A 24,502-nucleotide genomic window follows, 5' to 3' on the forward strand; every position below is an offset into this window, starting at 1 on the left:
AGGGGAAATCATGAAATTTCTGTTCTATACCCATTCCCTCGTCTCCGACTGGAACCACGGTAACGCGCATTTCCTGCGCGGGATCATGCGTGAGCTTATCGAGCGCGGTCACGACGCCACGGCACTGGAACCGGCTGCGTCATGGAGCAGGGGCAATCTGTTGAGGGACCAGGGGCAGGATGCGATTGCGGCTTTCCATCGAAGCTTTCCGCAGCTGCATTCCACCGCCTACGATAATGGCTTCGACCATGAGGCTGCTGTCGATGCGGCCGATATCGTCATCGTGCATGAATGGACAGATCCCGCCCTGGTTGCTCGGCTGGGTGAAGTCAGGCGGAAAGGCGGCAGATTCATGCTCGTTTTCCATGATACGCATCATCGTGCTGTGTCGGCGCAAGGTGATATGGCGGCTCTCACTCTCGATGATTATGACATCATCCTGACCTTCGGAGAAACCTTAAGGGAGCGTTATCTCCGTGCGGGATGGGGACGCAATGTCTTCACCTGGCATGAGGCTGCGGATGATGCGCTCTTCAGGCCCATGCCCGAGGTCGAAAAGAAAGGTGATCTGATCTGGATCGGCAATTGGGGCGACGACGAGCGCAGTGCTGAGATCGCTTCGTTTTTAATTGATCCCGTCCATCGTCTTGGACCGGGTGTCGTGACCACCATCCACGGGGTACGCTATCCGGCGCAGGCACTCAAGGCTCTTCACGAAGCCGGAATGCATTATGGCGGATGGATCGCCAATGCGAAAGTGCCACGCGCTTTCGCCGAAAACCGAGCGACCATGCACATTCCAAGGCGCCCCTATGTCGAGGCGCTGCCGGGCATACCGACCATCCGGATGTTCGAGGCGCTCGCCTGTGGGATCCCGCTGATATCGGCGCCCTGGAGTGATGTCGAGGGATTGTTCCGCGTTGGTCAGGATTTCGTCTTTGCCAAAGACAGCGATGAAATGACGCGTTTGCTTCGCGACGTTCTTTCCGATCAAGCATTCGCCGCGGAGCTGGCAGCGAGCGGACTTGAGACTATTCGTCAACGCCATACCTGCGGGCATCGCGTTGACGAATTATTCGGCATTCTCGCCCAGCTCGGAACGATCGGTGCTCGGGAGGTCGCAGAATGAAGATCGCCTTCTACGGATCCAGCCTTCTCTCCGCCTATTGGAATGGAGCTGCGACATACTACCGGGGCCTGCTGCGTGCTCTTGCCGCGAAGGGGTATCAGATCTCCTTTTACGAGCCGGATGTGTACCAGCGGCAGCAAAATCGCGACATTGATCCGCCCGACTGGTGCAATGTGGTCGTCTATGAGGGCTCGATTGACGCGCTGAAAAACGTCGCCGCCGAAGCGGCATTCGCAGATATCGTCGTCAAGGCAAGCGGCGTCGGCTTTGAGGACGACCTGATCCTGCAGCAGGTGATGAAGGCAGCCCGTCCAGGGGCGCTGAAGATCTTCTGGGACGTCGATGCGCCAGCAACACTGGCCGAACTGAAGGGAGCGCCCGACCATCCGTTGCGAAAGGCGCTTGCCGATCTCGACCTGGTTCTAACCTATGGCGGGGGTAATCCGGTCGTCGAGGCCTATCGCTCCGTCGGCGCGGCCTATTGCATACCGATTTACAATGCTCTCGATCCAATGACCCATCATCCCGTTCCCAAAGATCACCGTTTCGAAGCGGATCTCGCCTTTCTCGGCAACCGCCTTCCGGATCGCGAAGCACGCGTCGATGCATTCTTCCTGCAGCCGGCGGCAGCTTCGGGTGATCTTAGATTCCTTCTGGGGGGCTCGGGATGGCAGGACAAGCCGAAGGCGCCAAATGTCGACTATGTCGGCCATGTCTCGACCCGGGATCACAATGCTTTCAACGCCACCCCGAAGGCCGTCCTCAATATCTCCCGCGAGAGCATGGCGCAAAACGGCTTTTCGCCTGCCACCCGCGTCTTCGAGGCCGCGGGTGCCGGCGCTTGCTTGATCACGGATCATTGGCAAGGCATAGACCTTTTCCTGAAACCTGACGAGGAGGTTCTGGTCGCCCGCGATGGGCGCGATATCCGGGAAATCCTGACAAGCCTTACTGCCGAGCAGGCAGCCGCGATCGGTCAACGCGCGCTTCAAAGGGTGCTGCGAGAACATACCTACCAGCATCGAGCCGCGGAAGTGGACCGCCTTTTGCGGTCGCACGCCGGCAGGAAGGAGGCGGCGGAATGAGCCGGCCTCTCGATATTGTCGTCCTCGGCCTCTCGCTGTCTTCTTCCTGGGGCAACGGCCATGCCACCACCTTCCGTGCCCTTCTCGGCGGCCTGCGAGCCGACGGCCACAAGGTCCTCTTCCTCGAAGGCGATGTCCCATGGTATGCGGCTGAGCGTGATCTGCCGGACCCGGACTTCTGCGAGCTCGCCTATTATCGCAGTGTTGATGAGCTCATCGCCCGCTTCCGGTCTCGCCTGATCTCGGCCGATGCCGTCATCATCGGCTCCTATGTGCCTGATGGCATTACGGTCATCGATGCCGTTGCCGCGCTGCATCCGCGCCTTTTATGCTTTTACGACATCGATACGCCCGTGACGCTCGCAAAGCTCGACCGCAAGGATGAGGAATATGTCGCGCGCCGCCAAATGCCGCTGTTCGATATCTACTTCTCTTTTTCCGGTGGCGAGGTGATCAAGCGCCTCGAAGCGGAGTATGGAGTATCTCAGGGCCAGGCTCTTTATTGCTCGGTCGATGCGGAGCGTTACGGAAATACCGGCGAAGATCCCGAATGGGATCTCGGTTATCTCGGCACCTACAGTCGCGACCGGCAGCCCATGCTAGAAAGATTGCTGGTCGAGCCGGCGCGCAGCCTGCCGACGATGCGTTTCGTCGTTGCGGGTCCGCAATATCCGGCTGACATCGAATGGCCGGCCAACGTTACCCGCATCGAGCATCTTGCGCCGGATGATCATCCCTCCTTCTACAGCCGGCAGAGGTTCACGCTGAATTTGACACGTGCCGCGATGGCCGCGGCCGGCTGGTCGCCAAGCGTTCGCCTTTTTGAGGCGGCCGCTTGCCACACTCCGATCATCAGCGATTTCTGGAGGGGGTTGGACGAACTCTTTCCGAAAGACGAGGCCATCATAATAGCGCAGCAGGCGGCCGATGTCGTTGAAGCATTGACTTGCCGGACGGCCGAGACGCGGCGGCGGATGGCGGATAGCGCCTACCGGATCGTGCACGATAGTCACACCGGCCGCGCCAGAGCAAAGCAATTGGTCTCGGCGCTCGTCGACCGCCGATGGCATGTGCGCCGGTCGGCCCATGGAATTTCAGCGTAAACGGTAAACTGAAAAGGAGAAATTGGATGCGACATGGAACCCCAAAAAAGATCCTCGTCGCTGGTGGTGCAGGGTTCGTCGGCTCGCATCTTTGCGATGCGTTGCTTGCCGGCGGCGACCAGGTAATCTGCGTCGATAGCTTTCTGACGAGTTCGCCAGACAATATCCTGCCGTTGCGGAGCCATCCGAATTTCACGATTATTCAACAGGATATTTGCGAGGAACTGGATATTCGCGAGCCGCTCGATCAGATCTATAATCTGGCTTGCCCGGCATCCCCGCCTTCCTATCAGGCAGACCCGATTCACACCATGATGACGAGCGTTGCCGGCACAGGCAATCTGCTGCAGCTGGCGGCGCGCCATGATGCATCGTTTCTGCAAGCATCCACAAGCGAGGTTTATGGCGATCCGCAAGAACACCCACAGCGGGAAGACTACTGGGGGCACGTCAACTGCATCGGCCCCCGCGCCTGCTACGATGAAGGCAAGCGGGCAGCCGAGACGCTCTGCTTCGACAGACTGCGCGCCGGCCAGGTGGATGCGCGTGTCGTGCGCATCTTCAACACTTACGGTCCGCGCATGCAACCCAACGACGGACGCATCGTTTCCAATCTCATAGTCCAGGCTTTGCGCAACGAGCCTTTGACGATCTATGGGGATGGAGAGCAGACACGATCCTTCTGCTACGTCTCCGATTTGGTCGACGGGCTCATGCGCCTGATGAATGTGCAGCCGAATGCCTGCCTGCCTGTTAATCTCGGCAATCCCGGCGAATTCACGATTGCCGAACTTGCGCAAATGGTCCTGGCAATGGTGCCGACACGCTCGACGATCGTTCACAAGCCGCTGCCCGCGGACGATCCGCAGCGCCGCCGCCCGGATATTTCCCGGGCAAAGCAGTTGTTGCATTGGGAACCGAAGGTCGCTTTAGCCGATGGGCTGGCGCATACGATCGAATGGTTCAGCCAAACGCTCGGTGAAAAGCCCGCTATTCAAAGCGCTAATCGTCGGCGCCTCCCGATCAAAGATCCAGCAGAATTGCCGCTCGGAGCGTGACGATGGCTTTGGACAAAAAAGAAGAGCAAGATTTGCGCCGGCAGATTGCCGAGCTTGGTCCGTGGTTTCACAATCTCAAGATAGAGGGTATCGAAACCGCACCCGACCACTTTCTCGGCGATTATCCGAATTTCAAGTGGCGACATTTCAAAGAGGTCGTGCCGGCGGATCTCAGCGGCTGGAGCGTTCTGGATATCGGCTGCAATGCGGGTTTCTATTCAATGGAAATGAAGCGGCGCAATGCCGACCGCGTGGTCGCCATCGATACGGATCCGCACTATCTTCGCCAGGCGGAGTTCGTAGCGGACCGCGCAGGCATTGATATCGAACTGCGTCAGATGTCGGTCTACGACGTGGCGGACCTCAAGGAAAAGTTCGACCTCGTGATCTTCATGGGCGTGCTTTATCATCTCCGTCACCCCCTTCTTGCTTTGGACCTGCTCCGCGAACATGTTGTCGGCGACCTCATGCTCTTTCAGTGCATGCAGCGAGGCGCAGAGACGGTTTCCGAATTGGAAGGTGACTATGACTTTTCAGAACGCGGAATTTTTGACCGACCCGACTATCCGAAGCTCTTTTTCATCGAGAACCGTTATGCCGGCGATCCGACAAACTGGTTCATACCCAACAAGGCGGCCACCGAAGCGCTGCTTCGAAGTGCGGGCTTCACGGTTCTTCGAAATCCGGAGCCTGAGGTCTATCTGCTCGGATGCAGCGAGCGCTGAAACGCTTCGCCGATGCAATGGCGGCTTGACGACTGCTATAGAGGTCGGCGGCCACTGCTATTGCGACTGGTCGAGAGCGTGCGGTGACGGTTGTCCGGGCCGCAGTGGCGCCCGCTCGCGAAAGGCGATCACGCCGGCAATCACAATGCATGCCGCCAGGGCAATAGCGACGATATAGCTGATCAATACGCGGTGTTTTCCTCGCTGCGAAAGTGGCATGGCTGTCTATCGCTCCATTTCTTTCCGCCAAAAAGATACAACAGCCCGAACATCACAGAATTCCGAATGTTCCTGACCGCTGACGGGTCTGCAATGTGGCGGTCGATGAGAATAAGCCGGCAGACGCGAGGATTTCCGCTGCATCAGCATGGTTGCCGGCACGAGTTTGCCGCTGCGGTTGCCGCGCATCGGGGTGGCCAGATCTCATTTGGCTGACATTCCGGATATTCATATCGGCTCTCCATATGGGATATTGCGATCTGCATTTGCCGCTCGACGCGATGCAAGCATCGCGACTTGAGCGGTGTCGCTATCCGATCAGCTTGGCCCGGCGCGATTTCAAGGGAATAGTGGTTGGATTGCGCCAATGGCCAGGAATGCCTGCATGACGATTGCTACTGCGAGCAATATCGCAAATATGCGCGGGTTGTTTCCCATAGCATTCACCGATCAGCTTTCGTCGTGTGAATCTTGCCATAAGCGTCGCTACCGCATCTATGGCTGCATATGCATCATCTCATCCATCGGCATCATGTTCGCGCTCAGATGATTCATGATCCAGATCGATCCGAGGACGATCAGGAATACCACCAGGATGCCGAAGACCAGCGCAAGAACGTTGTTGGTGTTGTCAGGACCCGTGGTGATGTGCAGGAAAAACACCAGATGAACCCCCATCTGTGCGATGGCAAGAACGATAAGGGCCACGGGAATAGCCGGCGCATAGACGATATTGGAGCCGGCAAGAGCAAAGGCCGCGACGGTGAGTAGAACGGAAAAGCCAAGTCCAAGATTGGCGTTGCGCACCCAATGCCCGCTATCCTCCGGCGGTTCGTCACCGGGGGAATGGTCTCCCCTGTGCTCCAGAGGTTCGGTCTCGAGACGAGGGTCGGGTTCCAGATCGCTCATGTGCCGCTTCCCATCAGATAGACGATTGTGAAGATACCGATCCAGACGATGTCGAGGGCATGCCAGAAAAGATTGAAACAGATCAGCCGATGAATGATCTCGCGGCGAAATCCCTTGACCTGAAGCTGCGCCATCATCGTGGCGAGCCACAGTCCGCCGGCAGTCACATGCGCGCCGTGCAGTCCGACCAGGCCAAAGAAGGCCGTCAGCATGGCGCTGCGTTGCGGCGTGATGCCGCGAGCAGCGAGGTCTATGAACTCCTGCAGTTCGAGAAGTACGAAGACCAGGCCAAGCAGCCCCGTGACTAGGAGGAATATCTGGGTCCAGAGAAGGTTGCGCGCATTGGTGGCGGCGAAGGAAAGCATGCAGGTGTAACTGGACAACAGCAATGCTGCCGTCTCCAAGCTGACGCGCGGGATATCGACGACCTCGCCCATACTGGGACCGCCGGCCGTTGCACCTCTCTGCACGGCAAAGGCGGCGAAGAAGCATGAGAACATGACGATATCGCTGAGGAGATAAATCCAGAAGCCGTAGCCGACGAGTATTCTTTTTTGGGCGGGGCCTGTCACTCCCTGGCCCGTCCCTTCGAGCGGCTCCCTAGGCCCGTGGCCGCGATGGCCGAGCCGATGGGGATCTTCTCGAATGCGGCGAATGGTTTCGACGCTTGCGGGCAGTCCCGTATCGGTCATGGCATGCTCCTGTCGGAAGAAAGGCGTCCAAGAAGAGCTTCGCGCGCGGCGCGCCGGCCGCGTTCCACCCGCGCAACCTCCTCGGCCGGCACTTCGAATTCATGTACGTCGCGCCAGGCAAAGATCACGAAGCCTGCAAAAGCGGCAGCCAAGGCCAAAATGGCAAGCCACCAAATGTACCAGATCATCGCAAAGCCGAAGACGCTGGAGAAGAAGGCCGTATAGATGCCGACCGGGCTGTTCACCGGCATCTCGATTGTTTCGTATCGCGGCTCGGGCGACAATTGTTGCGATTCGACCGCCCGCAATTTGATGCCCCAGTAGGCTTCCTCGCCTTCGACATTCGGCAAGACCGCGAAATTGAAGAAGGGTGGCGGCGACGGCGTCGCCCATTCGAGCGATCGGCCGTCCCACGGATCGCCGGTCGTATCGCGCAGCAGGTCACGATTACGGATACTCACCACGAGCTGTATGATCTGGGAGATCACGCCGAGAACGAGGATTCCGACACCGGCCACCGAGACATAAAGCCATGGCCTCCATTCGGGGACGTTGATGTGCTGCAGGCGTCGGGTCATGCCGTCGAGACCAAGGACGTAAAGAGGGGTGAATGTCACCCAGAAGCCGAGGAAGGCGAGCCAGAAAGCGAGCTTGCCCCAGCCCTGGTGCAGCCTGAAGCCGAAGGCCTTCGGAAACCAGAATTCCAGGCCTGCGAAGATGCCGAAAACGACACCGCCGATGATGACATTGTGAAAATGCGCAACCAGGAACATCGAGTTGTGCGTCACGAAATCCGCCGGCGGAATTGCGAGCAGAACGCCGGTCAGACCGCCGATGATGAACGTGAAGAGGAACCCCATGGACCAGAGCATCGGGACCTCGAAACGCACCCGCCCGCCATACATGGTGAAAATCCAATTATAAACCTTCACGCCGGTTCCGACGGCGATGATGCTCGAGGATATGCCGAAGAAGGTGTTGACTGCTGCACCCGCACCCATGGTGAAGAAGTGGTGAAGCCACACAACCATGGAGACGATACAAATGAACAAGGTTGCTGCGACCATGGATCTGTAGCCGAAGAGCGGCTTTCCCGAGAAGGTCGAGAAAATTTCGGAAAAGATGCCGAAGGCCGGCAGCACCAGTATATAGACCTCCGGATGTCCCCAGGCCCAGATCAGGTTGACGAACATCATCGGATTGCCGCCCGCCGTATTCGTGAAATAGTGCCAGCCGACATAGCGATCGAGCGTCAGCATGGCGAGTGTCGCGGTCAGGATCGGAAAGGCGGCGACGATCAGCAAACAGGAGGCGAGCGCCGTCCAGCAGAAGACAGGCATTCGCAGATAGCTCATGCCGGGACACCGCATCTTCAGCACCGTCGTAACGATATTGATTCCGGTAATCAGCGTGCCTATTCCCGAAATCTGCACGGCCCAGAGATAATAATCGACACCGACGCCCGGCGTATAAGCGGTTTCGCTGAGCGGCGGATAGGGAAGCCAACCGGTTCGCGCAAATTCGCCGATGAAGAGCGACACGTTGACGAGCAGCGCGCCGCTCGCCGTCAACCAGAAACCGACGGAATTGAATGTCGGGAAGGCGACATCGCGCACGCCGAGCTGCAATGGCACCAGGAAATTCATGAAGCCGAGCACAAGAGGCATAGCACCAAACAGGATCATGATCGTACCGTGAGCGGTAAATATCTGGTTGTAATGCTCAGGCGGCAGATAGCCGGGCGCATCGATGGCGACGGCCTGCTGGGTCCGCATCATGATCGCATCAGCAAAGCCGCGGACCAGCATGAGAACTCCGAGCAGGCAATACATGATGCCGATCCGCTTATGGTCGACGCTGGTGATCCATTCGTGCCAGAGATACGGCCACCAGCCTTTGATCGTGGTCAGCGCCAATACGCCGAGCACAACAAGGATCACGATGGCGGATGTGATCAACGGAATCGGCTGGGAGAGCGGGATTGCCGACAGATCGAGTTTCCCGAACATGGTCAGTCCTTTCCTCCGGCGGAGACTTCACGTCCGGCGTGCTCGGGCGATTCGGGCGCTGGTCCCGGACCAGGCGGAATCTCCTGCGTGGCAATGGCCTGAAACAGGTCGGGATCCGCCGTTCGGTAGGTGGACGGTGGCATGCGTTCGCTCTGCCGCAGCAGATTTGCATAGGCGGTGCGGTCAAGGGCCGGGCCGGAGCTCTTGACGCTGTCCACCCACGCACCGAATTCGGTGTCCGGCAGGCTCTTTACCTCAAATTGCATATCGGAAAAGCCATCGCCGGAGAACTGTGCCGAGATACCCCAGAGTTTGTCCGGCGTATCCGCCTGCAGATGCAATTGCGAGACCATGCCCGGCATGGCGTAGATCATCGAGCCAAGCCGGGGTACGAAAAAGGCATTGAAGACGCTTGCGGACGTGATCGAGAAGTGTACCGGCGTGCCCCTCGGCATGACCAACTGATTGACGGTTGCAATTTTCTGCTGTGGATAGATGAACAGCCATTTCCAGTCGAGTGATACGACCTGAACCTCCATCGGTGGCTTATCAGACGCCAACGGCCTGAACGGATCGAGACGGTGGGATCCGATCCATATCAAACCGCCAATGAACATGATCGTCAGGATCGGGATCGACCAGACCACCGCCTCGATCCGGCCCGAATAGGACCAGTAGGGCAGATAGTCGGCGTGGAGATTGGAGGCGCGATAACGCCAGGCGGTCCAGAAAGCCAGGAGGATCGTCGGAATGACGATGGCCAACATGATCACCGTCGCATTGATGAGGATGGTGGCGTTGCCCGTGCCGACGGGGCCTGCAGGGTTCAATACGTTCAGCGAGCACGAAGGAAGATAGACGCCAGCAAGGAAGATAAGAGCGAAGCGGGCATGAAAACGCGTGCTTCTCGGACTCGTCAAAGCAAACATGCGGAGCGTCCCTTCTTTGATGGCGCCCCAACCGCCAAATTGGAAAGAAGTTCCCGCAAATTGCAGCCGCCGTCCGACTTGCTCCTTGAAAGCAAGCCTGGGCATCCGATCGCCTTGCCAGGACGTTTCGACGCCCCGCTCCAAAGCTCAAGCATCGGAACTGGAACAACGCTCGGAAAATGGAGTTACGGGATGCGAATGGGTATTGCCAAGGAAGAGGATCGCGAAGAGGCTCGAATATGCGATGGGAAGAGAAGGAATGGTATCATGACAACAGACAATTATGGAGCCGCTCGACTTATGCTCGCCTGCCGTACGCCTCCGACACTTTGACAATGGGCAATCCGCGTGAAATGCCGCAAGATCCGGTCAGCAGTCGCAATAATGAGACGATCATGACGGCGGTGAAAGAGGCAGTCCCGTCCGGCCATGGCTCAAGCGCGAGAACAAGGCTGCCCCAGGACGTTTATCGCCATGCAACATCTCGACCACGCCATTCAAATTGCGCTCGAGGCGCATGAGGCTCAGGCCGACAAGACTGGACGGCCCTATTTCGAGCATTGCCAGCGCGTTGCGCTGCTCGTCTCCGGTGACGAAGCGCGGACAGTCGCCTATCTTCATGATGTTGTCGAGAAGGGAAGGAGCTGGACGCTCGACCGCCTCCGGGAAGAGGGTTTTCCTCCGGCGATCGTATCGGCTGTGGATGCCCTGACACGGCGAGCGGGCGAAACGGACGATGCATTCGTGAAGCGAGCGGCATCAAATCCGCTGGCGCTGCCCGTAAAGAAAGCGGATCTCGAGGATAATCTCTGGCAAGCAGAGCAGACCGGCATGAATTCGGCTAAATATCAAAGCGGCCTGGCTCTCCTGCTTGATCTGACGAAGGGCTGAAAAGCGTTTTCCTTGTGATAGATAGGTCACCGCAGCAAGCCGACTTGCCGGGCATAGGCTCATTGAGTGTACGGCCGCTAGGCGGTCGGGTGGGTTGCCGGCCTGTATCGCGCCTTGTTCTTTTCCGTTTCCCATTTCGCGAGACAATCGCTCGCAGGCCCAAAGTCCAAGCCGATGAGCGTCCGGCTGCCAAAGACGGTCAAGCGGGATGGTGAGCCTGCCTGTGTACGAGCCGGGATGCAATCATTCCCCAATCGGCAGGTTTGGTAAAGGTCGAGACAGAACGATAAAACGCCGGTATGACGCGCTCTTCATATCCGGTGATAAAGGCAAATGGTACGTCGCGCATCTTCAAAAAGGCAGCCACCGGATAAACCATCTGGCCATTCAGATTGATATCCAGCAATGCCGCATCGAGTTGTTCGTCAGGCCGTTCGAGAAGATCCATTGCCTCGGCGACAGTGCCGACAGGCCCATGGACTTCCGCGCCGAGCGCATGGAGCCTTTGCGATGCCTCAGCTGCAATTAAATACTCGTCTTCAACGATGAGGATTCGATGGCCCCTGATTGGCGAAACGTCCTCTGCGTCGGTTGAAAAACGCGCCCTTGCCGCGGCACGGCAAAGGGTTTCGAGAGGTTCGGGCAGGATCATGCCCAGGCCATACATGCGCAGCACATAGCGGGCGAATTCAGCCCGCTGCTCCGGCGCCGAAATGAACCAGGGCGCGTCGCTCACACGGTTAAAGACATTGGCGACGATTTTCACATCCTCGGGCAGATAGACGTCATCCGGCGCCAAACGCGACGACATGGGAACCTCCTTAACTTCAAGGCGGAGCGCCAAACGCTGCTGCAAGTCTTTTTCTCATGGCGCCGGCGCCTGATCAAGCTTCGCATCGGCTTCATCGGTTTGGTGCGGTAGATGACAATATAAGTTTGGCCCGTTTAAGGCCAAGCGACGGCAATATCGCATCGGGCGTCAGCCGCTGAAAATGGGTACGGACCACATGCGCCGTGCAAAGCTTCGGCGATATCTTGATCAGATTGGGTTCAGGGTCGAATGGCCACGGCCCGGCTGCCGGCTTCGCGCGCTATCCTCCGAAATCAAAGGAATTCGCTCGCTATCGGCTGGCGATTGCGCGGAGCCGGTGACCTCGGGCCACACAGGCGTAGACCAGGAAAGGCTAGGGCGTAACCTCTATGACCGACTTTCGTCTGCCCCTATTTGACGATTTCGACAACTTTGTGGGTGTGCGGATTGACGATAATGCGCTGCTTGTTGATGACGGTATAGGCATAATCGCTGTTGCTGGGGACGGGATATACTTCCACCGAACTTGGCAACTCGCTGCCAACCGCCACGTCGCCGTCATAGCTGGCCGAGGGAACCTCGTGTCCTGTCACATAGGTTCTGACCTCTCCAGGGATGACGACCGTCGAGCTGTCGGTGTCGGAGCTTCCGGGGGTGGTAACAACGCTGCTTTGGGCAAAGACCGTCCCCGATACGAGGACAGCGGTGCCGACCGCGATAACAAACTTTTTCATCATGACCTCCTACTATTCAATGGAACTTCTAACTGTCGTGAGCTGGGAAGGTTCCCGGTAAGGTGCGCGCCGCGACCTGGCTATGATCAGGCTCAGAATCGGAAGCTTCGCTTTGGCTGCGATTTGACTGTCGCCATCGCCACTTGAACGATGTGACGGGTAACGCGTTGCCAAGACTGCCAGGCCGAAGTGAACACGGTCCAACCACCCAGCATCATGCCAAAATGCTTCCACCTCGCGAATTTCGAAACAGCAGATCCGCGCCCCGCCGCAGGCGTCGCGCAAAGGGCGCGGCGCCTGGCTTGTGTGGTGACTATGCGTCGATGATGTAGACGATCTCAAAGGTCGAGGGATCCACGATGACAATCCGTCCGTCCGCAAGAACGAAGAAGCGATAGCTTCGATATTGCGGGACGATCTTGACAATGCGTGGCGGCAGCGGCTCGAGTTCGATCTTTCGAGGGATTCGCGTACCCACCGATACGGTAAAATCGGTCTCGCGAACAGGCGCGACGTGCACCTCCTTGACGGCTTCGCGAATCTGTGTCTGTTGTTCGACGGATACTTGGACCTGTGTATTGCCTGCAGGTTTTGTTGCCGTCGATCCGCTTTCAGTCGTGTCTCCGGTTGTGCCGGATTGTCCGTTCTGATTTGGCTTATCGGTTGATCCTGTATTGTTTCCTGTTGTCGTAGAGGCTCCGCTTTTTGTGCCAGCGCCGCTCTGGTTGGCATTCGGCTGCTTTGTCTCGGTCGAGCTGTTCGTGTCGTTGGACTGCGACGTAGTGGTGTCCTTCTTCGCTGGCCCGGTTTTGGTGCCATTGTCCTGCTGCGTGCCAGTATCGGACTGATCTGTTGATTTGTTGTTCAACGAGTTGTTTTTTTGCGTACCAGTCGAAGTCGAACCATTATTATCCTGGGTTGGTTGCTCGGTGCTTTGGCTGGATCCAGACTTTGAACCGGTTGCGGAGCCGCCCGTCGATGATCTCGATTTGGGCTGGCTCTCCGTGCCTGACTGACTATTGCCGGGCTGGTTGTTATCGTGCTTCGTCCCGTTCTTGGGGACGATCTGAGTATCCTGTGCGTTTGCCGGCATAAAGCCGGTGAACGAAACGCCGACGGATAGGGCCGTCATCAGGACGGCAAGTGTCTTGGTCTTCATGATTTCCTCGTTTCTTGCTGGTGATCGGATGGCGGCTCTTGTCTGCCGCTATGGAACGAACAAAGCGGCCAACGCTGTGTTCCCGATCTGAGGCTTCAGTCGGAATGGCATGCGACTTAAGCCTGATGCGGCAAATGCGTTTGCAAGTGACAACAGAAAGGGATGCATTCGCGTTGCGCGGCTCCAGCAGCCGTCGAGAGCCATGCTTGCGATCGGGAGTGTATGGGCGTAGCTGAGGTCGCCGAGACGCAAAGCCAAACAACTACCATGGCGGTTCGTGCGAGACTTCGACGGGCTTTGTAGCGGGGCTCAGAATTCCCTGTGGCCGGAAATCGATCTTAGTGCAGCGAACAATAGCGGCTTTGTCGCTATGGCTACGAGTCCGAGGGGCGAATGGTGAAGGAGCCTTCCGGCCATAAAGGCAGCCAACGACGCTCCCGACAGCTTCAGCCATGGATATGCTCCAAGCTGGTCATGCGCCGAAGCGTCGATCCATTGAAGGCTGCCTTGAACCACGATTCCCGACTGATATTTGATTTCCCGCAAACGAGCCTCGAGGGCCGCCACATCACACCGGAGCTCTTGCAATCGCATATTCAGTGCTGCACGAGAGCGTCGCCTGCTCGACGATGCGGCTTGTGACGTGAGAGCGGTATCTTTGTGGGGGATGATCGCCAGAGCTTTGCTTGTGCTCCTCTCTGAGTGGTCGGACGAGTTGTGATATCGATCCATCATGAAATCCCTCCTTTTGCGCGAAGTGATCGACCACCAAAGCCAATCTTTTCTCTTCATTGCGGAACTCGAAATCGAATGCGATGTTCCGCTGCCGCAGTTCGTCTTTTGAACCGGATTTCGGTGCCGCCGCCGATATTCGTTTCGATCGCTTCAGCACAGACCGCATCGATGCCGATAGAATGGCGTCAAGCTCCAATGCGAGCTGTTGTACGACGGGGATCGCCGCCTTTGTCGCGCTATAGGCGGTCGCGCCAGGATTGGTGAATATACACACGCCATCGATCGATGAAACGATAGCGCCCGCGCCGCCGCCGGATTTCTTCGGCACGGTAACCGCCTGGGTGAGATGGGTTTCACGAGGATTAACGCCGATCGGTTTATCCTATTCATCGGCTTTCAAGCCGCCGATGGGCGCGCCCAAACGTCATTGCGTCCGGCGTCTACCATGGCGCAAAGGCGGTCGAATTTGGTCTTCACCCTCCGTTCCTGAAGGGTGAGTTCCTGCTGTCTCGTCAACTATCCCGACTCTCTCCGCCGTTGCTGCGAGACGCCGGGCTGCAAGGCAAGGCCATGACGAGCTTCTCGTCCCAGTCCTAGGCAACTTTGAGAACGATTTTTCCTTGGATATGGTCCTTCTCCAAGCTTCGCTGGGCGTGCGCGGCCTCTTCGAGAGGAAAGACCTTCTGTACCATGACTTTGACTTTCCCCTGATCGATCAAGTCGCCGATTTCGCGAAGTTGGGTTGCATTCGGCTGAGCCATGTAGCCAGCCACACGGACTTCGCGGCGCGCGGCTTCATCGCGATCCGGCTCCCCTAGCGTCGAGACGAGGATTCCGCCTTCCTTGAGGACGTCGAATGATCGCGAACGCGTTTCACCGCCTACAAGATCGAAAACCATATCGACGGCATCGAGTGCATCTTCGAAGCGTTCCGACTTGTATTCGATCACTTGATCGGCACCCAGGCGGTGAGCGAGTGAGAGATCGGTTTTGGAGACGGTCGTTGCCACCCACGCTCCTTTTGCTTTGGCAAATTGGATTGCGAAGTGTCCGACACCTCCTGCTCCGCCATGGATCAGCAGCCTCTGACCGCGGCGAAGGCCGCCATGGTCGAAAAGTCCTTGCCAGGCAGTCAGTGCCGCCAGCGGAACGGCGGCCGCTTCCTCGAAGCCGATCGAGGAGGGCATCTTGGCGAGCAGCGTCGCCGGCAGGGCGACGTATTCCTCGTATCCCCCATGCTTCATGTCGAGAAACGCAAATACGCGATCGCCGACCGCGAAATCGGAAACATCGGCGCCAGCTGCTACGATTGTCCCTGCAAGATCGCGGCCCGGCACGATCGGCAGCGAGTCTTTCGTCACCGCGGGATAGCCTCCCTTGCGGATCTTCCAATCGACGGGATTGACGCTCGCCGCCATGACTTTAACGAGTACCTCGTTGCGGCTTGCGGCGGGACGCTCGATCTCTTCCAGCCGCAGTACGGTTTCCGCTCCGAACTCGTGCATTCGGATCGCACTCATCGTAGACATGGCAAATCTCCTTCTTCTCGATGGTTCGCTCTCGAAGTCAGCGCGATAAATCTCAACCAGGGGCGCGAGAGACGACGCCCTGGACCTTCATCAGCACGATTGGTCGCCCGGCTCCCCCCGGCTCCCCATGGGAGGAGGATGAGAACTTTAGCGCGTGCGTTTAGGGGCCAGCAGCAAGTTTGCTCGAGCCAAAGGCGCGGTTGGCCATGCGAACAGCATCGCAGGGTGTCCGCTTGCGATTATCCGCCGGCTTCAGCGATCAGCACCGGTCCACATAGCGCCGGCCGTAGCGATCGCGATAGTAGCATTGCCCGGGTTGTCCTGCGACGCTGCCGATAAGTGCGCCTGACACCCCGCCGATCGCAGCCCCAACGGCCGCTCCTCTAACATTTCCAGTTGCGGCACCGCCCACCACGGCTCCCGTTGCAGCTCCAAGCCCCGCGCCCTGCTCGGTAGGTGTGCAAGCCGCCAGCAGCGCGACGACAACGCCTGCAGTGAATATGTGTCTCATCGTCTTCTTCCTTTCCAACACTGCTTCAATATCCATTGCTTCGGTCTGCCGCCTGGCGAGCTTGGGAGCAATCGACACAGCTCCGCCGATGATTACCGGGCGCTGCAGACGTCGAGCCCGAGGATTTGAACATCCCCACACCCTCATCCATCCATCGGAGAGGCTCCAAAGCGCTGGCTAGGCTAGGTGTTTGTGTCACCGGCCGTTTCACCGGAGCCTCTGACCCGCAGATTGTTCTGGACGTGCGATACGCCCATCACATCGTCAGCTATGTCTTCTGCATGCCGCTTGTCTTGGCGGCTGGACACGAAGCCCCCCAGCGTCACCTCGCCACCCGAAACAGAAACTTCTATGTCGGAAGCATCGAGGGACGGAGCATCCGTAAGGTGATCGTTGACGTCCTCCAGAATGCGCTCGTCCGTGCGCTTGTAGCCCTTGGGGCCTCTACCACGGAATTGATCCATTTCACGTCGGCGCGCCGCCTGCTCGTCTCCGAACCAGGATGCCACTTCATCGCCGGCGCGATCCATGAAGTCGCGTTGGGGGCGATCGCGGTAGGGATGGCCGAAATCGTATTGGCGGGCATAGGCGCGCTCCCGGTCGGCAAATGAACGGCCGCCATAGTCGCCGCGATCAGCGTAACCATAATCCGAATAGCCGAGATCATCCGTCGTCCAGCGATCACGATCAGGCGCGGAATAAAGATCTCGGTCACCTGGGTAGCGCGAGCTGCTCGATCTGCGCCTGCCGTAACGATCCTCGTCCGGATAGCCGTAGCCGCGGTTGGCGTAATCGAAATCACTCGGACTTGCGCCTCGGCCAGCGAAAGAACGTTCGTTGCGGCCCTCATAACCGTTTGCCATTGCTATTTCTCCTCTTTTGTTTTCGTTTCGACGTGATGCACTGGTCACATGCGTTCGCCTTTCCCATTGGCAGCGGCGATCGAATCCGGAATGTTCGCCGCAATGCACGCGAATGGAATATGGCTTACCGCACCCGGGGCGCGATCGACGAAAGGTCGAACGGCCATGGAGGCTGGTAATTTGCGTGCCGAACTATCTTGAGGAGCCTGGGTTCCCGAAAAGGCCACCATTCTGACGCAGTTGCACTTCGCCAGCGGCGAAGTCGGCTGTTCATCTAATCAAGGTGAACAAAGTTTGCTCGGCTGCAATTCGACCTCTAGCATGGGCTGGACAAGGGAAGGTTCATCAATCGATCGTGTTCGATTTCGGGCGCTCCATAGGCTTCGCCCGCAAGTTCTATCAATCCTATCCGACTGCGTATTTCCACATTGCGCCGCTTCGACCTGATTAACTTGTCCCCCTCCAAAATGTGGAGCGCGTCCGTGACGGATGGACGTCTGACACCAAGCATGATTGCCAGATATTCATGAGTTAAGTCGAACGATTCTCCCGCAACGCGGTCCTGGATCATAAGAATCCAGCGCGCCAGCCTTTGCTTGAGGCCGAACCTGCCATTGGCAAGTGCAGTGTGGCTGATTTGAACGCTGAGAGAGAGTGCGAAACGAGAAGAAAGGAGTGCCAGGCTGGACATGGAGGCGAGTAGATCTCTGGCGTCCCGAACAGTCAAGACCAGTGCGGTTCCTCCGACTTGGCTGATCAATTCGTAGGGGTTTTGCAGATCTCCGATTGCAACGCCATATCCCGTCATGCCCTCTCTGCCGATCAAGCCAGCCTCGATACGCGTACCCTCGCTTCCGACAACGATCAGAGACGCGACGCAATCGATTGGGAAATAGAGGCTATTTATGGCCCGGTTCCGGGCCTCCATCACTGCCCCCTGAGGCAGACGTACGCTTCTGAGACGCGGAAGAATGCCGGCAAGTTGAGATTCCGATAATCGCCCCAGAATGCCGTTTCGGGCTGCCTCGGCGACGGTGATAGCATCGATTTCCGTTGCGCGAAGAAGCGCCGCCGCGATGGAAGCGTTCTCGAATGGTTTGCGCACCACGATTTTGTCGGTGTGACGCGCCGGAAGAATATAAGGCTCGAAGGATGTAGCGAAGACGAATGGAAGCCCGCGGCGCTCAAGTTCGTCCGCGACCGGAAAGACGCCATTGTCGCCTGATTTGATGCCGAGGATTGCACCGGCAATGTTGTCTTCGGAGTATATGCGCTCGAGAGCTTCTTCCACATCAGGCGAGGAGCCTACGACCTCGATACCGAGCGTGGAAAGCCTCGCGGTCAATTCAATGGCGGCATGATCGTCCTCCTCTACGACAAGAATGCGCATTCCTGAGAGGATGCCTCGCGAAACCATTTTCAGACCGCCTTTGATACCTACAAAGGTGGGAGATGGAGCAGGAGGGCACGAAAACAAGTTCCGGCATTCGAAGGAGCCATGAGCTTTAGCCTGCGCCACCTTGGCGATGCGCTGCGGCGACCTTCTCCAGCCATACGCGACACGCGGTGCCAAACCGCAACTGTTCGCCCTTATTCTACCGCGACGATGAGCCCGCGGGCTAAGCCATGCACAGCCATGAGCAGAAAGTCGGCCGTCTGGAGCAAGTGTCGTTCCGTTTGAGGTCCTTTTTACCCTAACGACGAGCTGTGCGACAATATTCGTCGCGGCACGGAACATCGTCCAAGCAACGCTGTTCGGCGGAAGGAGGGAGGACGACGCCATCCCTCCGTGGCTCAAAGCTTCGCTGGTGAGCTACTCCCTGGACGCCTCACGGATCGAACGCCTCATTCAAACGAGCCGTGGGGCGTCTAACCTCCGGCACATTGGCGGCATCGATTCAAGACAATTCCATTGAAATTCGAAAATGGCAGGGCGCGGCACGTGTTCGTTCATGTGCTATAGACGATTTGACCCTGCAGAACGAGACCGGCACGCATTTCGACTACGCGCTGTTCGGCATCCGCCATGTCATAAGCCCAGAAACTGATGGTGAAGCTGCGATCATCGTACTCATAATCGGCCGCGAAGAGAAACATGTCCCGTCCGCTCCGATCGGTGGTGTGAAATTCCAGATCGAGTTTGCTTTCTTCCTCGCGTCGGTTTGGGAACTGGATGATATTCATCTGCGAAACTCCTGCTCACTTCACCCACACCTTCGGGCATGAAAATTGCGGCGCGGCTAACCGGTCGCTCATACCCACTGTTCTAGGCGACATGACAAAGATTGGTCGGCGCCTTGGAGACAAATCCAACCAGAGCTGAATAAGAAAGTTCCCTTTCGGCCGACACATGGGCACCTTCGAAGGGCATCGATGCGGAGACTTGAAATTCTTGAGCTCGTACCGGCGGCATCCTGGTGCTCGTCCGAAAGCTCAATGAGTCTTCGATAACATGATTGTTCCATTGATCAGCCACTCGGCCAAGGCAAGCAGGGCTATGATGCAAAGCCCCGCTATGATGAAATATCCCGCGCGCCGCTTCCTGCTTTTCCGCACCGGACTGTCGCTCGGTGAAACGATTGGGTCATTGTTTTCTTTGTCTTTGCCATCATCAATCTGCATCGTTCTCAGCCCTTCCGATCGCGCCGAACCGGGGCGTTTCAGAAATGTTCCCGTTCTCGATCAACGACACTCTTTGTACGCTCTTGGGCTCATCCCTCGACCCAAAACTCAATTTCAACTCTGAGGCAACTGCGAATGAGGATGAAAGACGGGCAGATCGGATCGTTCCATGCCGCTCCGTCTCATCATTATGGCGCCGATAACCAATATGCATCCAACCAGCACGACAAGAATGATGTAGACGATCAGCGCATTATATTTGCCCCCTTGAGACATCACAGTTGATCCTTCGAGCTCGAAACGAAAGAGGAGGTGTCGCCAAACTCCTTTAGGGTTACAAAGTTCCACGAACCGGGTTTCCTGCTGCATGTATCGAAGACGGCAAGATCAAGTGTTGCAGGTGTGTTCGCAGCGAGCTGTTTCTTAAAGCTGATCGCGACAATACGCGGAACCGAGACGCCTTGCCGGTGTTATCGGGAACATGAATCGGATCATTTCCAAAATCGATCTCACTGCCGCCTCAGGCGGAACGCGGCTCCATTCCGGCCTAGTTTACATCGCCAGTCTCGAGAACGGCATCACTCGAAGGCAAGGAAGAAAGGGATTCCTTTACTATCTGCCGGATGGAAGCCGGATCGCTGATCGCGCAGAGATCGCGCGCCTGGATGCGCTGGCGATCCCGCCGGCTTATAGCAATGTCGTAATATCGACAAACCCTCTTTCTCACCTCCAGGCTATCGGCACAGACGCTCAAGGCCGCAGGCAATATTGCTATCACCCGGACTGGCGTTCAGAAAGAGATCAGGCGAAGTTCGACCGTCTCGTCGACTTCGCAGACAGACTTCCCGACATTCGTCAGCAAGTAGATGCCGATCTTCGATCCCGCGGTCTGACCATGGAGAAGGCACTGGCCACCGTGGTCTCGCTGCTGGACAAGCTATATATCCGTATTGGAAACACGGCTTACGCCGAGGAGCACCGGACTTTTGGTGCGACAACCCTTAGGAATCATCACGTCCGCGTCGAGGGAGTGAGCATCAGATTTCGTTTTCGCGGCAAGTCCGGAAAGGAATGGAATCTTGTCCACAGCGACCGCCGGATTGCCAATGTCGTGCGCAAGTTGCAGGAGCTGCCTGGCCAGCAACTCTTTCAATATTTCGATGATGAAGGCGGTTTCCGCCAGATTTCTTCGCAGGATGTGAATGAATATATACGCAACGCTTCCGGCGGCGATTTTACCTCGCGTCAGTTCAGGACATGGGGTGGGACCTGCATGGCTGTTGCCGCCCTTGCACCTCTTACCGTCGAGACATCGGAAAGCGCGATAGCACGACAGCTTAACACGGCCATCGATCAGGTTGCCTCAAAACTCGGCAATACACGCTCCGTCTGCAGATCCTCCTACATTCATCCCGGAGTGCTCGACGATTTTCGGCAAGGTCGGCTCGGGCAAGTTCTCAAGATCCGAACGAGGAGCGAGCGATTCCTCCGCTGGATGGATCTGGATGAAATTCGTGTCCGGCGATGGCTAAAAAGACGAGGACAATGATATTCATCGGGGCGATTAAAGTGGAACATGCGGAACGTCACTACGTTTTGTCCCTATCGTCAATATTGGAAGGAAGAAGACAATGACAGATAAAGGACAGATTCGCGAGCATATGGAAGTCAGGGCAGTTGACGGCGCCCATATAGGTACAGTCGATTACATGGAAGCATCGGATCGGATCAAGCTTACCAAGAGCGACTCTCCGGACGGACAGCATCATATCATACCCCTCGATTGGGTGGATCATGTAGATGCACATGTGCACCTAACGAAGAACATCAATGATGTTCACAATCAATGGGAAACAGTCCCTTGAAGATGTAGCGCCGCATTCGATGCGGCGCATTCACGTTTTCGCCGGCATTGAAGCGCATCAACGCGTCGCATCGGCGGAGCCTGTCTCTGCCGTTCGCCGTGCTGAAAGAGACGAAATCCCCATTGAAGATGGAGTCGTGAAATGACCAAGTCCAACAATCCAGGTGGCTCAAATGCGGGTGACCCGGCCCAGGATGCAAAACCGCACTTCCGAAAGCTGCTCAAAGGCAGCCGCAACAACGGTGTTGCAAGCGCCAAGCCAAAGGTCATTACCGGATCGGACGACGCGACGATGAACAAAAACCCTCCGGGAACCACGAAGCCGGAAAAGGATTGGGACCTCAATTATGATCCTCGCGAGATGAATGAAGGGAAGTATCGCGGCTAAGTCTGCCGTGGCGATGACGATGTCCGTGAGGCGGCTTCACCCCGCCGAAGAGATTCGCCGTTCGCCCGGAAATCATGATGGTAGAGGAATTTCCATCCGGGAATGAACGAGGTTCTCAGAGAGGTATCCGCGACTGTGGAGTCTCTGAGCAAAGGTGAGCGCCAGCCTCATCATGCTCGCGCGCAGGAAGACCGTCGGATGTCTGCGGAAACCGCTGGTCCAGCTGTTGCATCGATCGAACGGCGCGCGGGCGTGCCGTGCCGAGGTTCCGAAAATTTTTTCGTCGACCGGCAGCTTTACATCTTTCCGGGCTCAACCAGTGGCGGAATTTCTGGGGTACTGGGAACCAACCGCATGTTCTTTTGTTGGATTGTCGCCGTCGCATGCGAGACCGGATGATCGCTGCCCCCTCTTGCGCCATCCGATATTCTAAAAGGGCGAGGACATTTGATGAAAGCGCCGAAATCTCATCTTTCGCATCTTGCACCTCATGCCGAGGCCATGCTGCATGGCAAGACCGCCAATCAATTTGGTGCCATATGTCTGCGTGAAGGCAGCGACGGCATGTTGCAGGTCCTCCTGATCACGACACGCGAAACACGTCGTTGGACGGTCCCCAAAGGATGGCCCATCGACGGCCTGCGTCCTCACGAGGTCGCCGAGCGCGAGGCATGGGAGGAGGCCGGGATCAAGGGAAAAGCCGAGAAGGCGCCCTATGGCTATTACACCTATCTCAAGAAGTCCGATGACAACCGCGCGATCGTGTCGATGGTCGAAGTGCACCTGCTCGATGTCAGGAAGGCTTGCCCTAAATTTCCCGAGCGTCGCGAACGATCATTGAATTGGCTGACGCCTGCCGAGGCGTCCCTGCATGTCCTCGAGCCCGAACTCAAGAGCTTGCTTGCTGGATTGGAAGCCAAGCTGAAGCCGCGTCGTCATCGCTCGACCGGGGGATTGATCCGCCACGAAATTGAATCGCGCCGCCCGTCCTGACGAGCCGTAAAGCACGAGCGACGGCTAGCTTTTTGATCGCGGCATTTCGAGCATTTTCGTGAGAGGGTATCCTCGTCAGGCGCGAGTTCGCGCGGGCACATCTTCTTTCAACCACCCCGTCCGGCGCTGTAGTCAGACAGGCTTTCTGTCAATAGCAACATTCGCAGGGAGAGGTGAAAACCGCTTGTAGCTTGCGCAAACTTAGCGGATGGAAGCGGCCGCACGCATCGAGTTCTCGCCGAGCAATTGGACGAGGGTCGTTCGGGCGCGAGACACGCGGCTTTTTATCGTGCCGACCTTGCAACCATAGAGCTGCGCAGCATCCTCGTACGACACGCCGTCTACGATCAAGAGAAGCACGTCCCGCTGATATGCCGGCAGACGGTTCAATGCCACTCCGACCTCCGCAGTATAGATGCAGAGCTGCTGGTGTGACGGCACTGGAACCTCGAAAAGGTCATCGTCATTTGCCCGAGGCTGAATGCGCTTTCGGCGCTTATACTCGGTCATGTATGTATTCCGCATGATGGTAAACGCCCAGCTTTTGAGCTTGGTGCCGGGCACGAAACTATCGATATTCGCCAGTACCTTCCTGATTGTTTCCTGAGTCAGATCGTCAACATCCGTTTCATTCGAAACGAAGCGCCTCGCAAAGTTGCGCAAAGCGGGAAGTAAGACGACAACATCCTCCTGCAGCGAGGCCTGCATTTCTTTCGGCATTTGATTTCTCCTTCAAGGATGGAATCTGCAATGCTTGCGGCGGCATGTTGTTCCGTGTGTCTTTGTTTCGTACGCTGGCAGACATTGGCTACTGCCAGGTGATCAATCTCCATGGCCCGCCAATGGCTGTGCCACCTGGCGCACAGACGCGTATTGCGTGCTCCAAGGCTACAGCGGAGCTTGAGCGCTTACTCGAATATCTGAACATCGCTCTCCTTGAGCATGGCCAGGAAAGCGCTGCGCGCGACCTCAGCATCGATGTTGCCTTCATGGGCCTCGACCAGCATTGCGCGGGCAGTTTTGAAAGATCGTCCCTTGGGCTTTGGAGGCCAATTGCGAAGCATGTACATCGTCGCGGCTTCACAGTCGCCTATCGTCAGACGCTCACCTGATTTCCGTGTCTCAACTGTAACGGGTTTGCTCCACCATTGCCGGTTCATGGAAACGTCCTCCGTACGGAAAACATGGCATTCGCCGCAATGTTCCTTCAGGCCAGGCCGCGTCGCGGATTTCGCGTGCCGCCGGAGATACCGGAACTATTTTCAGGCTTAAGGAACAGGCGCTCGACTATGTGAAACTCATGCCATGTCCGGTCGCAACGAATGCGTCCGGACATCGCAGCAACGGCATCATGTCGCAAAGAAGGATGCCAACGCTCCGGCACGGTCAATCCTCCACGTCCTGACGAATCTTATCAGTGTCCCAAAAAATAAGTGGAAGACCGGAACCTGGGGAACGGTCCGGCGTTAGAAACCGTCAAGAGCTAAAGCGGAGGTAAAGCTCATGGAACGCATCGAACCTGACGTCAAACCAGTCATTCCGGT

27 protein-coding genes are annotated in these 24,502 nt (G+C 57.2%); 11 read left to right on the forward strand and 16 right to left on the reverse strand.

Annotated features, from left to right (window positions below; all coding sequences use genetic code 11):
- Positions 1 to 10: 10 nt before the first annotated feature.
- Genes Q4Q11_RS03155 through Q4Q11_RS03175 form a run of 5 tightly spaced genes read left to right on the forward strand, consistent with a single transcriptional unit; the run spans position 11 to position 5,100 of the window.
- Entirely contained in the window at positions 11 to 1,129 is a 1,119-nt protein-coding gene (locus Q4Q11_RS03155) for a CgeB family protein (RefSeq protein ID WP_498568589.1), read from the forward strand.
- Entirely contained in the window at positions 1,126 to 2,214 is a 1,089-nt protein-coding gene (locus Q4Q11_RS03160) for a CgeB family protein (protein WP_498568590.1), read from the forward strand. Before Q4Q11_RS03155 ends, Q4Q11_RS03160 begins: the two co-directional genes overlap by 4 nt.
- Positions 2,211 to 3,317, forward strand: coding sequence for a CgeB family protein (locus Q4Q11_RS03165; protein WP_498568591.1), 1,107 nt, complete (start codon positions 2,211 to 2,213; stop codon positions 3,315 to 3,317). The genes Q4Q11_RS03160 and Q4Q11_RS03165 overlap by 4 nt, the downstream gene beginning before the upstream one ends.
- A gap of 8 nt (positions 3,318 to 3,325) precedes the next feature.
- A complete protein-coding gene (locus tag Q4Q11_RS03170) occupies positions 3,326 to 4,375 on the forward strand; it encodes a UDP-glucuronic acid decarboxylase family protein (RefSeq protein WP_498568626.1) in 1,050 nt (349 codons plus the stop codon).
- A 2-nt stretch (positions 4,376 to 4,377) separates the two neighbouring features.
- Complete coding sequence (locus Q4Q11_RS03175) at positions 4,378 to 5,100, forward strand: TIGR04290 family methyltransferase (protein ID WP_498568592.1); 723 nt, start codon at positions 4,378 to 4,380, stop codon at positions 5,098 to 5,100.
- 714 nt (positions 5,101 to 5,814) lie between these two features.
- Here Q4Q11_RS03175 and cyoD read toward each other — a convergent pair.
- The 4 genes from cyoD to cyoA are packed head-to-tail and all read right to left on the reverse strand — an operon-like array spanning position 5,815 to position 9,858.
- A complete protein-coding gene (gene cyoD, locus Q4Q11_RS03180; protein WP_498568593.1) occupies positions 5,815 to 6,228 on the reverse strand; it encodes a cytochrome o ubiquinol oxidase subunit IV in 414 nt (137 codons plus the stop codon).
- On the reverse strand, positions 6,225 to 6,920 hold the full coding sequence (locus tag Q4Q11_RS03185; RefSeq protein ID WP_498568594.1) for a cytochrome c oxidase subunit 3: 696 nt from the start codon (positions 6,918 to 6,920) through the stop codon (positions 6,225 to 6,227). Before Q4Q11_RS03185 ends, cyoD begins: the two co-directional genes overlap by 4 nt.
- Positions 6,917 to 8,929, reverse strand: coding sequence for a cbb3-type cytochrome c oxidase subunit I (locus tag Q4Q11_RS03190; RefSeq protein WP_498568595.1), 2,013 nt, complete (start codon positions 8,927 to 8,929; stop codon positions 6,917 to 6,919). The genes Q4Q11_RS03185 and Q4Q11_RS03190 overlap by 4 nt, the downstream gene beginning before the upstream one ends.
- 2 nt (positions 8,930 to 8,931) lie before the next feature.
- Positions 8,932 to 9,858, reverse strand: a complete 927-nt coding sequence (gene cyoA, locus Q4Q11_RS03195) for a ubiquinol oxidase subunit II (RefSeq protein WP_498568596.1) — start codon at positions 9,856 to 9,858, stop codon at positions 8,932 to 8,934.
- 474 nt (positions 9,859 to 10,332) lie between these two features.
- Here cyoA and Q4Q11_RS03200 point away from each other — a divergent pair, with 474 nt between their 5' ends.
- Positions 10,333 to 10,749, forward strand: a complete 417-nt coding sequence (locus tag Q4Q11_RS03200; RefSeq protein WP_498568597.1) for an HD domain-containing protein — start codon at positions 10,333 to 10,335, stop codon at positions 10,747 to 10,749.
- Between the two features lie 199 nt (positions 10,750 to 10,948).
- On the opposite strand, the gene Q4Q11_RS03205 is transcribed toward Q4Q11_RS03200, so the two are convergent.
- From Q4Q11_RS03205 to Q4Q11_RS03250, 10 genes are all read right to left on the reverse strand, one after another.
- Positions 10,949 to 11,560 carry a response regulator gene (locus tag Q4Q11_RS03205; protein ID WP_498568598.1) on the reverse strand — a complete coding sequence of 204 codons (612 nt, stop codon included), beginning with the start codon at positions 11,558 to 11,560 and terminating at the stop codon, positions 10,949 to 10,951.
- A 410-nt stretch (positions 11,561 to 11,970) separates the two neighbouring features.
- Positions 11,971 to 12,294, reverse strand: a complete 324-nt coding sequence (locus Q4Q11_RS03210) for a DUF1236 domain-containing protein (protein ID WP_498568599.1) — start codon at positions 12,292 to 12,294, stop codon at positions 11,971 to 11,973.
- Between the two features lie 313 nt (positions 12,295 to 12,607).
- Positions 12,608 to 13,453 (reverse strand): DUF1236 domain-containing protein, encoded by an 846-nt coding sequence (locus Q4Q11_RS03215; RefSeq protein ID WP_498568600.1) that lies wholly within the window; start codon positions 13,451 to 13,453, stop codon positions 12,608 to 12,610.
- A 568-nt stretch (positions 13,454 to 14,021) separates the two neighbouring features.
- The gene (locus Q4Q11_RS03220; RefSeq protein ID WP_498568601.1) at positions 14,022 to 14,516 is read right to left on the reverse strand and encodes a hypothetical protein; all 495 of its coding nucleotides are present in this window, start codon (positions 14,514 to 14,516) and stop codon (positions 14,022 to 14,024) included.
- A gap of 265 nt (positions 14,517 to 14,781) precedes the next feature.
- Complete coding sequence (locus Q4Q11_RS03225; protein ID WP_498568602.1) at positions 14,782 to 15,717, reverse strand: NADP-dependent oxidoreductase; 936 nt, start codon at positions 15,715 to 15,717, stop codon at positions 14,782 to 14,784.
- Between the two features lie 259 nt (positions 15,718 to 15,976).
- A complete protein-coding gene (locus Q4Q11_RS03230; protein ID WP_113217088.1) occupies positions 15,977 to 16,228 on the reverse strand; it encodes a YMGG-like glycine zipper-containing protein in 252 nt (83 codons plus the stop codon).
- A gap of 182 nt (positions 16,229 to 16,410) precedes the next feature.
- Positions 16,411 to 17,091, reverse strand: coding sequence for a BON domain-containing protein (locus Q4Q11_RS03235; protein ID WP_498568603.1), 681 nt, complete (start codon positions 17,089 to 17,091; stop codon positions 16,411 to 16,413).
- A 316-nt stretch (positions 17,092 to 17,407) separates the two neighbouring features.
- Positions 17,408 to 18,664, reverse strand: coding sequence for a helix-turn-helix domain-containing protein (locus tag Q4Q11_RS03240; RefSeq protein ID WP_498568604.1), 1,257 nt, complete (start codon positions 18,662 to 18,664; stop codon positions 17,408 to 17,410).
- A gap of 377 nt (positions 18,665 to 19,041) precedes the next feature.
- The gene (locus tag Q4Q11_RS03245; RefSeq protein ID WP_498568605.1) at positions 19,042 to 19,275 is read right to left on the reverse strand and encodes a hypothetical protein; all 234 of its coding nucleotides are present in this window, start codon (positions 19,273 to 19,275) and stop codon (positions 19,042 to 19,044) included.
- A 249-nt stretch (positions 19,276 to 19,524) separates the two neighbouring features.
- On the reverse strand, positions 19,525 to 19,713 hold the full coding sequence (locus Q4Q11_RS03250; RefSeq protein ID WP_498568606.1) for a hypothetical protein: 189 nt from the start codon (positions 19,711 to 19,713) through the stop codon (positions 19,525 to 19,527).
- Positions 19,714 to 20,194: 481 nt separating this feature from the next.
- Here Q4Q11_RS03250 and Q4Q11_RS03255 point away from each other — a divergent pair, with 481 nt between their 5' ends.
- From Q4Q11_RS03255 to Q4Q11_RS03275, 5 genes are all read left to right on the forward strand, one after another.
- Positions 20,195 to 21,262 carry a DNA topoisomerase IB gene (locus Q4Q11_RS03255; RefSeq protein WP_498568607.1) on the forward strand — a complete coding sequence of 356 codons (1,068 nt, stop codon included), beginning with the start codon at positions 20,195 to 20,197 and terminating at the stop codon, positions 21,260 to 21,262.
- Positions 21,263 to 21,344: 82 nt separating this feature from the next.
- The gene (locus Q4Q11_RS03260; protein ID WP_498568608.1) at positions 21,345 to 21,578 is read left to right on the forward strand and encodes a DUF2171 domain-containing protein; all 234 of its coding nucleotides are present in this window, start codon (positions 21,345 to 21,347) and stop codon (positions 21,576 to 21,578) included.
- Entirely contained in the window at positions 21,544 to 21,723 is a 180-nt protein-coding gene (locus Q4Q11_RS03265) for a hypothetical protein (RefSeq protein WP_498568628.1), read from the forward strand. The genes Q4Q11_RS03260 and Q4Q11_RS03265 overlap by 35 nt, the downstream gene beginning before the upstream one ends.
- Positions 21,720 to 21,965, forward strand: a complete 246-nt coding sequence (locus Q4Q11_RS03270) for a hypothetical protein (protein WP_498568609.1) — start codon at positions 21,720 to 21,722, stop codon at positions 21,963 to 21,965. Before Q4Q11_RS03265 ends, Q4Q11_RS03270 begins: the two co-directional genes overlap by 4 nt.
- A 501-nt stretch (positions 21,966 to 22,466) precedes the next feature.
- Positions 22,467 to 22,958 carry an NUDIX hydrolase gene (locus tag Q4Q11_RS03275; protein ID WP_498568610.1) on the forward strand — a complete coding sequence of 164 codons (492 nt, stop codon included), beginning with the start codon at positions 22,467 to 22,469 and terminating at the stop codon, positions 22,956 to 22,958.
- 201 nt (positions 22,959 to 23,159) lie between these two features.
- Here Q4Q11_RS03275 and Q4Q11_RS03280 read toward each other — a convergent pair whose 3' ends face one another.
- The gene (locus Q4Q11_RS03280; RefSeq protein ID WP_498568611.1) at positions 23,160 to 23,678 is read right to left on the reverse strand and encodes a sigma-70 family RNA polymerase sigma factor; all 519 of its coding nucleotides are present in this window, start codon (positions 23,676 to 23,678) and stop codon (positions 23,160 to 23,162) included.
- Positions 23,679 to 23,866: 188 nt separating this feature from the next.
- Positions 23,867 to 24,118, reverse strand: coding sequence for a DUF982 domain-containing protein (locus Q4Q11_RS03285; RefSeq protein ID WP_498568612.1), 252 nt, complete (start codon positions 24,116 to 24,118; stop codon positions 23,867 to 23,869).
- Positions 24,119 to 24,502 lie beyond the last annotated feature (384 nt).

It is taken from the genome of Rhizobium sp. UFLA01-1127 (genome assembly GCF_059803845.1).